Source organism: Clostridium sp. AF36-4 (assembly GCF_003435975.1).
GTDB lineage: Bacteria > Bacillota > Clostridia > Lachnospirales > Lachnospiraceae > Eubacterium_F.
In genome coordinates, this window is record NZ_QTVH01000067.1 from 1 (window position 1) to 1270 (window position 1270).

The following is a 1270-nucleotide window of genomic DNA, read 5'->3' on the forward strand; positions in this document are numbered from 1 at the left end:
CTGAGATGGTATAATAAAGTTGTAACACCAACACTGGAATAAATGATATAATCAAAATGAAAGTGAAGGTGATTAAAATGGCAAACACGAACAAACGTTATGAGCCTGAATTCAAAAAGAAGATGGTCCGGCTGGTATTAGAAGAAGGACGAACCATCGCAAGCGTCAATAAAGAGTATGGCTTAGGAGAAGGAACTGTCCGGAGCTGGATCAGACAGTTTGAAGAAGAATGCGAAAAAAATCCAGAAACAAAAGACACAAAAGACATTTATGAAGAAAACCGCAGACTCCGCAAAAAATTGGAAGAAGCAGAAAAAGAAGTTCGTTTCCTAAAAAAAGCAGCCGCATTCTTCGCAAAGGAAATCGATTAGAGCAATACCGATTTATTGACCAATACCACAATGAGTTCGGAGTAAGATGGCTTCTTGCCCGATTCCATATTTATCCGAATTCCTACTATAATTACAAAAAGAACAGAAAGGCAAGTTATCTGGCAGACAAAGAAAAGAAAAAACAACAAATATTAAGTATTTACTATGAATATGACGGACGTCCCGGATATCGGATGATGGTTATATTTTTAAGAAGAAGCGGAATCAGTCTGAGCAGGACAACTGTACTCAAATATATGAGGGAATTAAAGCTCAGATCTGTTGTGATACCCAAAAAGCCTCGGTACCGTAAAGGAGACTGTTATAAAAAATTTAATAACCTGTTAAAGCAGGACTTCACAGCAATTAGACCAAACGAAAAATGGTGTACAGATTTTACTTATCTTTATCTATCGGATGGCGCAAAAAGATATAACTGCAGTATTATAGATCTGTATGATAAATCGGTACTAGCAACCCTGAACAGCAAAAGAATTGATGCGGAATTGGCTATCCAGACATTACAGATTGCCCTTGACAGAAACCCTGTAAAAGGAGAAATTATTCTGCATAGTGATCAGGGTTCACAGTATACCTCCAGAGCCTTCACAGAATTTTGTGAAGGAAAAGGGATTCGACAGAGCATGAGCAAAGCAGGATGTCCTTATGATAATTCTCCGATGGAAAGTTTTTATGGAACATTTAAGTCGGAATTTATGCGACAGAATCGGTTTGAAACAGATCAAGAGTTAAATGAAAGCACGCTGGATTATGTATATGGCTATTACAATCATATACGTCCACATTCATCAAATGGATACATGACACCGTTTGAAAAGAGATATTCCAATCAATGATTTTTTTCAGTGTGAATGTTACAAAAATGCTTGACCATCTCA

General features: G+C 37.1%; 1 protein-coding gene. It reads left to right on the plus strand.

The window, feature by feature from the left end:
* The first annotated feature begins 77 nt into the window (after window positions 1–77).
* A protein-coding gene (locus tag DW005_RS13605; protein ID WP_117480195.1) for an IS3 family transposase occupies window positions 78–1228 on the plus strand; the annotation gives its coding sequence in 2 pieces (ribosomal slippage) (window positions 78–321 and window positions 321–1228; 1152 coding nt in all).
* The last annotated feature ends 42 nt before the right edge of the window (window positions 1229–1270 follow it).